The organism is Actinoplanes oryzae, from assembly GCF_030757795.1.
Taxonomy (GTDB): Bacteria; Actinomycetota; Actinomycetes; order Mycobacteriales; family Micromonosporaceae; genus Actinoplanes.
In genome coordinates, this window is sequence record NZ_JAUQWH010000282.1 from 1 (window position 1) to 6,381 (window position 6,381).

Sequence of the window (6,381 nt, forward strand, 5' to 3'; positions counted from 1 at the left end):
CTCAGGGGCGGGGCGTCAGGCGGGCGGGCCACAGGGATGGGGCGTCAGGCGGGGCGGGCCACAGGGGCGGGGGCGTCGGGCGGGCGGACCGCGGGGACGGGGGCCGGCGGCGGGACGGGGGCCGTGGTGGTGGGGAGGCGGACCGTGAAGGTGGCGCCCGCGCCGGGGCGGCATTCGGCGGCGATGGTGCCGCCGTGGCTGGTGACGACCTCGCGGAGCAGGGCCAAGCCCAGGCCGAAGCGGCGGTCGCCGGCCCCGGCCCCGCGGTGGAAGCGGTCGAAGAGGCGTTCGGCGTCGGCCGGGTCGAAGCCGGCGCCCGTGTCGGTGACCATGAGGTCGGCGCCGCGGCGGGAGGGGTGGAGGGTGACGTCGATTCTGCCGCCGGCGGGGGTGTGGGTGAGGGCGTTGGCGAGGAGTTCGCTGACGACGCGGCGCAGGGCCGAGGCGATGCCGGGGACGAGGACCGGCGCCCCGGGCGCGGTCAGGTGCACGTCGACACCCTTCTCCGCGGCGCGGTCGGTCTCGCCGGCCACGGCTTCGGCGGTGAGGCGGGCGAGGTCGACCGGTTCCGTGGGGTGGGTGTCGCGGGGGGTGGCGGCGAGGCGGGCGGAGAGGAGCAGTTCGTCGACGATCTCGCCGAGGCGGCGGGTGGTGGCGATCAGGCGGTCGTAGTCGCGCCGGTCGGCTTCGTTGCGGGCGCGGCGGGCGAGGATCTGGGCGCGGGTGTGGACCTGGGCGATGGGGGTGCGCAGTTCGTGGCTGGCGTCGGCGACGAAGCGGCGCTGGCGGCCCAGGGCCTCGGCGAGCGGGGCGACGGCGCGGCGGCCGACGAGGATGCCGGTGAGGACGGCGGCCAGGAAGCCGGCGAGGGCGGCGAGGAGGAACGCGGCGAGCAGGTGGCGGCGGTCGGCGAGCTGGAAGCGGGCGTCGAACACGGCCTGGACGACGGCGGTGCCGCGCGGCTGGGTGCGTACGTAATAGGTGGTGCCGTTGCGGGTCAGCTCGTCGGTGCGGACCGCGCCGGTGCGGGCCACCTCGTCGAGCGCGGATCGCAGCGGAAGGCCGGGTGGCGGGGTGTTGCGGCCGGCGTCGACCGTGCCCGCCTCGTACAGGATGATCCAGCTGCAGCCGGGCGGCCCGGCGATGGTGCCGTAGGCCGCGCCGTAGCTGAGCTCGCGCGCGATCTGCTCCTGCTGGCTGTGCAGGAGCGCGGTGTAGGAGATGCCGCCGCCGAGCGCGAGCAGCGCGCCGATCATGCCGCCGACCCACAGGGTGACCCGCAGCCGGGCCCGGCGCAGGACGGACTGTTCGAACGAGGAGGTCACAGCGTTCCCAGGCGGTAGCCGAGCCCGTGCACGGTGCGGATCACCGAGCGGCCGAGCTTGCGGCGCAGGTAGTAGACGTAGGTGTCGACGAGCGACGCCGCGGCCGCCTCGTCGAAGACCCGGGCGCGCAGCTCGGATCGGGAGTGGACGGTGTGCGGGCGGGCGGCGAGGACGTGCAGCAGCTCGAACTCGCGGGCCGACAGCGCGATCCGGGTGCCGTCGGGCAGGACGGCGTCGCGGGCGGACAGGTCGAGCAGGCCCGTCCCGAGCCGCAGCGCCTCGGTGGCGTCGGAGGTGCGGCGGCACAGGGCACGGATGCGGGCGCTGAGCTCGTCGAGGTCGAAGGGCTTGACCAGATAGTCGTCGGCGCCCGCGTCGAGGCCGGCGATCCGGTCGCCGACCGTGCCGAGGGCGGTGAGCAGCAGCGCCCGGGCGGGGACGGCCCGGGAGCGCAGCCGCAGCACCAGGTCGAGCCCGTCGAGGGCGGGCAGGAGCCGGTCGATGACCATCACGTCGTACGGCCGGGTGAGGCCCAGATGCAGCCCGCGCTGGCCGTCCGGGGCCTGGTCGACGACGTAGCCCTCGTCGGTCAGCGTCTCGGCGACCATGCCGCGCAGGTCGGAGTCATCCTCGACGAGGAGGAGGCGAGTCATGCCACGACCATGACATATAGATGGGGGTCTCTGTCGAGTGAAACTTGTCTCTTCAAATAATCTTGCTACGGGGTTCCGGTGGGCACGAGCGCGGGTGTAGAAACGATCACGCGTGCCTCGCGCCGCTCGATCCAGCTGAGCAGCGGCGTGGTCATGAGTGTCGTGATGAGAGCGACCAGCACCAGCACGGTGAAGAGCGACGGGTTCACGATGCCCGCCTCGAGGCCGACGTTGAGCGCGATGAGCTGCATGAGGCCGCGGGCGTTCATCAGGGCGCCGACCCGCAGCGCCACCTTGTTCGGCTCGCCGCGCAGCCGGGCGGCGGCCCAGCAGGCGCCGAACTTGCCGAGGATCGCCACGGCCACGCAGGCGGCGGCGAAGCCGAGCACGGCGGGGTTGCCGAGCAGGGCGAACTCGGTCCGCAGCCCGGAGTAGGTGAAGAACAGCGGCAGGAACACCGTCGAGGCGATCGGCGTCAGCGTGTCGACCACCTTGTCCGTACGCTCGGTGCGGGGCATGACCACGCCGACCGCGAACGCCCCGAAGACCGCGTAGAGGCCGATCTCGTCGGTGTACCAGGCGACGAGGAACAGCAGCGCCACCGTGCCGAGCAGCCGGGCGCTCTCGGACGGCAGGCGCATGACGGCCCCGGTCGCCCGCCGCCCGCCCAGCCACAGCACCAGTCCGAAAAGGATCGCACCACCCGCGGTGACGAACGCGGGGCCGGCCTCGCCCGAGGCGAACGCCAGCACGACGGCCAGCATGATCCACGCGACCATGTCGTCGATCGCACCGCTGGCCAGGGCGAGCGAGCCGTGCCGGGTGCCCGCGTGGCCGCGCTCGGTGATGATCCGGGCGAGCATCGGGAAGGCGGTGATCGCCAGGGCCACGCCGACGAAGGCCGCCGACACCCCGAGCGAGGTGCCCTCCGCCCGGATCGGGACGAAGCCCGCCATGCCCAGCACGAGCAGCACTCCAAGCAGCAGCGGCGCGGTGACGCCGGCCAGCGACACGGCCCCCGCCGTGCCCGCGAGCTTCGTGACCTTGTGGGAGGTGAAGGCGTACCCGGCCTGGAACATGAACAGGACCAGGCCCACCTGGCCCACCACGTACAGGATGGGCAGCAGTGGCGCGGAGAAGAGAGTCGCCTGCGCGCCCGGCCAGAGCAGGCCGAGCAGCGACGGGCCGAGCAGCACGCCGGCGAGCATCTCGCTCACCACGGCGGGCTGGCCCACCTTGCCGAGGAGCCAGGCGACGAGCCGGCAGAAGAGCAGGATGACCGCGACCGCGATGAAGAACCGCGGGGCGAGCTCGGTGGGGGTCACGCCTTAGCCTCCTCGAAGAAGTTGGTGCAGAGCTTCTGCCGCCGCGCGTCGACGACCATCCAGGTGCCACAGACGAGTTGCTTGACCGACCGCCCCACGTCGAAGACCTGGTCCCGTTGCCGCATGCCGGCGAGCCGGCTGCGGCTCGGACCGGGGAGACCATGCGGTGTGAGGTACGCGGGCCCCCGGCTGGGCAGGGACCGGGTGTGCGCCGCCGACGAGCTGACGGAGAACCGCCGCAGCACCTCACGCGTCGCGGCGCGCAGCTGGACGGGCGCCGACCCGCGCGCCGGGCACGCCCGGTTGGCCGTCACGCCGTACGGGATGAAATGGGCATCTTTCCGGCGCACCGTCAGCCAGCGGTCCGGATCGAAGGTGTCGTCCGCGGCCGGCCCGGTGCGCTGATAGGCGAGGTAGTTGAACAACAACACCGACCCCGCCGGAAGGACGACATCGCCCACGCTGATCGGCGCTGAGGTGATCCGATGCGCGATCCCGAACAGCGGATGCACCCGCAGCGTCTCGTCGATCAGCCGGTCGAGGGCCGAATCCGACAAGTCCGAAACATTCGAAGCGCACAACAGGATGTGCGCCATCGCTTCAGACATCTGCACGACGGCCGTGTTGAAGAAGGCGCCCTGCAGATACCAGGCGGTCTCCAGCGCGGTGAACGGCGGCGGAAGAACGACCGGGCACGTCCCCGCATCGATCCGGTCGAGCAGATAGCGCGTCAGCCGGTCGCGGCGGGACATGTGCCGCAGGCTCATCCCCTTCAGGGCGGTCACCACGTCGTTCGCATTGGCCACGATCAGGTCGCGCACGGCGGGTGGGCACGGTCCGCCGAACACCAGCTCGTACGACACCTCCGCCCAGACCGGCATCATCAGGTCCCGCAGCCGCACGTGGCTGATCCGGTCCGCCGGCAGCGCGTCGAGGGCCCGCCGGGTCGCCGCCGTCGCCAGCTCGTCCGAGCGCGCGTGCGGCACGGCCAGCACCTGCCGCGTCGTCCGGGCGACGGTCGTGTACCGCTCGCCGGGCTCGAGGTGCTCCTGGTGCATCTGCGGGCCGGGCGCCAGCCAGTACCAGAACAGGTCGGACAGTCCGGCGCCCCGGCTGCGCCCGTCGGCGGCCGGATCGCTGTAGACCCGCTCGAAGTCCTCGGCCCCGACCAGCGGGCCGGGCACGGGGATGCCCTCGGTGCCGTTGACCCGCTCGAAGATCCACTCGCGGAGGGCGACGACGGCCTTCACAGCGTCACCACCTGGTCCGGCGTCAGATCGGCCGGTCGCCGCGCGCCGGCCAGGGCCAGGGTGTGGTCCAGCTCGTCGGTGAGCCGCCGCAGAGCCGCCCGTACGCCCGCCGCCCCGCCCGCCGCGAGCCCGTCCACCACCGGCCGCCCGACCAGCACGGCCACCGCCCCGAGCGCCAGCGCGACGGCCACGTCGGCGCCCCGCCGCACACCCCCGTCCAGCAGCACCGGGATCCGCCCGTCCACCGCCGCCACGATCGGCGCCAGCGCGTCGAGCGTGGGGATCGCGCCGTCGAGCTGCCGGCCGCCGTGGTTGGACACGATCACGCCGGCGGCGCCGTGCTCGACGGCGAGCCGGGCGTCCGCGGGGTGCAGCACGCCCTTGAGCAGGATCGGCAGTCCCGTGACGCCGCGCAGCCAGGCGATCCGGTCCCAGCCGAGCCCGGCGTCCATGGCGATCGGGCGCACCCGGCCCGTGGCGTCGCGCATGTTCTCGCAGGCGAACCCGGGCGGCAGGTCGGTGAAGCCGTTGCGCAGGTCGCGCTCGCGCCGGCCGAACACCGGCGAGTCGACGGTCACCACGAGCGCGCGGCAGCCGGCCGTCTCGGCGCGCTTGATCACGTACGCCGTGAAGTCGAGATCGGGTTGCGGATAGAGCTGGAACCACAGCGGCCCGCCCGCCGCCGCGATCTCCTCGACCGGCTGGGTGGCGGCCATGCTGACCACCATCGCCGTGCCCGCGGCGGCGGCACCGCGGGCCGTGGCCGCCTCGCCGTCGGGGTGCGCGAGCCGGTGGAAGGCGGTCGGTGCCACCAGGACGGGCGCGCCCAGCGGGGTGCCGGCGACGGTGGTCCGCAGGTCCCGATCGCCGGTCTCCCGCAGCACGCGCGGCACGATCCACCGCCGTGCGAAGGCCCGCTCGTTGGCGGCCACGGTCCGTTCCGACCCCGCGCCGCCCGCGAAGAAGTCCTCGTGCACGGGGTTCACGTCAGCCCTCGGCCCCGGACAGGCAGCGGCCCACGAACTCCGCCAGCGGCCGCACGTGCGCCTCCGGCCGGTCCCACCTGTTCTCCAGGTTCTCGGCGACGTGATGGGTGCTGACCAGTTGCCCCTCGCGGTGGTAGCGGACGACCGGGTGCAGGTACGCCGCGTCGTGCGCCTGCCCCGGCACGTCCTGCGCCACGCGCGTCACCGTGATGTCGAACGGGTCGACCTGGTCGTGCTCGGGGCCGTACTCGAGGGTGACGACGAACGCCTGGTCGTAGTCGTGGTCGGCGGTGAACAGCCCGGCCGACGCGAAGTAGTCCACCGGCACCTCCTCGTGGTAGCGCGCCCCGGCGCCCGCCACGGTCACGACGTCGGCGAGGAAACCGAACTGCTGCCACAGGGCGGAGGTGCGGTTGACCCGCTCGATGACGGCCGCGGTCACGGCGGCCGGGGTTCCTTCGAGAGCGGTGAAGGGCCACGGCGACGCGTGATATCGGCGTTCCAGGACGCGGTGCAGGGCGCGGACCGCGTACCGGAAGCCGTGCACGAACCCGCTCGTCGACTTCTTGAAGTCGCGCTCCTGCGAGATCGTCCCGGCGAAGAACAGCCCCGGTACGTTCACCGACTCCCATTCCTCGGTCTGCGCCGGGAACCGGTCCCGGATGGCGAGCCGCGGCCGGGCCGAGTCGTCGAAGATGGAGTCGTCGAAGCGGAAGCCGGTGCACGCCAGCACCCGGTCGTAGTGCAGTTCCTTCACGACCTCGTTCGCGCGCGAGAAACTGAACGTGACCTTGTAGCCCGTCCCGTCGCGCTCGATGCTCTTGATCGTCCCGTCGAGGATC

5 protein-coding genes and 1 pseudogene are annotated in these 6,381 nt (G+C 73.2%); all 6 read right to left on the minus strand.

Annotated features, from left to right (window positions below):
* Window positions 1–44: 44 nt before the first annotated feature.
* A complete protein-coding gene (locus RBH18_RS42540; RefSeq protein WP_306216203.1) occupies window positions 45–1,325 on the minus strand; it encodes a sensor histidine kinase in 1,281 nt (426 codons plus the stop codon).
* Window positions 1,322–1,978: a response regulator transcription factor gene (locus RBH18_RS42545; protein WP_306216204.1), complete on the minus strand. Its 657-nt coding sequence runs from the start codon at window positions 1,976–1,978 to the stop codon at window positions 1,322–1,324. Before RBH18_RS42545 ends, RBH18_RS42540 begins: the two co-directional genes overlap by 4 nt.
* Before the next feature lie 65 nt (window positions 1,979–2,043).
* Window positions 2,044–3,303 (minus strand): cation:proton antiporter, encoded by a 1,260-nt coding sequence (locus tag RBH18_RS42550; protein ID WP_306216205.1) that lies wholly within the window; start codon window positions 3,301–3,303, stop codon window positions 2,044–2,046.
* Window positions 3,300–4,553, minus strand: a complete 1,254-nt coding sequence (locus RBH18_RS42555) for a cytochrome P450 (RefSeq protein WP_306216206.1) — start codon at window positions 4,551–4,553, stop codon at window positions 3,300–3,302. The genes RBH18_RS42550 and RBH18_RS42555 overlap by 4 nt, the downstream gene beginning before the upstream one ends.
* Entirely contained in the window at window positions 4,550–5,539 is a 990-nt protein-coding gene (locus RBH18_RS42560; RefSeq protein WP_306216207.1) for an alpha-hydroxy acid oxidase, read from the minus strand. Before RBH18_RS42560 ends, RBH18_RS42555 begins: the two co-directional genes overlap by 4 nt.
* A 1-nt stretch (window position 5,540) precedes the next feature.
* A pseudogene (locus tag RBH18_RS42565) lies at window positions 5,541–6,381 on the minus strand (pyridine nucleotide-disulfide oxidoreductase); the annotation flags it as partial.

Bases quoted from the DNA above. Each gene is read 5' to 3' on its own strand.
- RBH18_RS42545 (WP_306216204.1), bottom strand. From the start codon at position 1,978: ATGACTCGCCTCCTCCTCGTCGAGGATGACTCCGACCTGCGCGGCATG.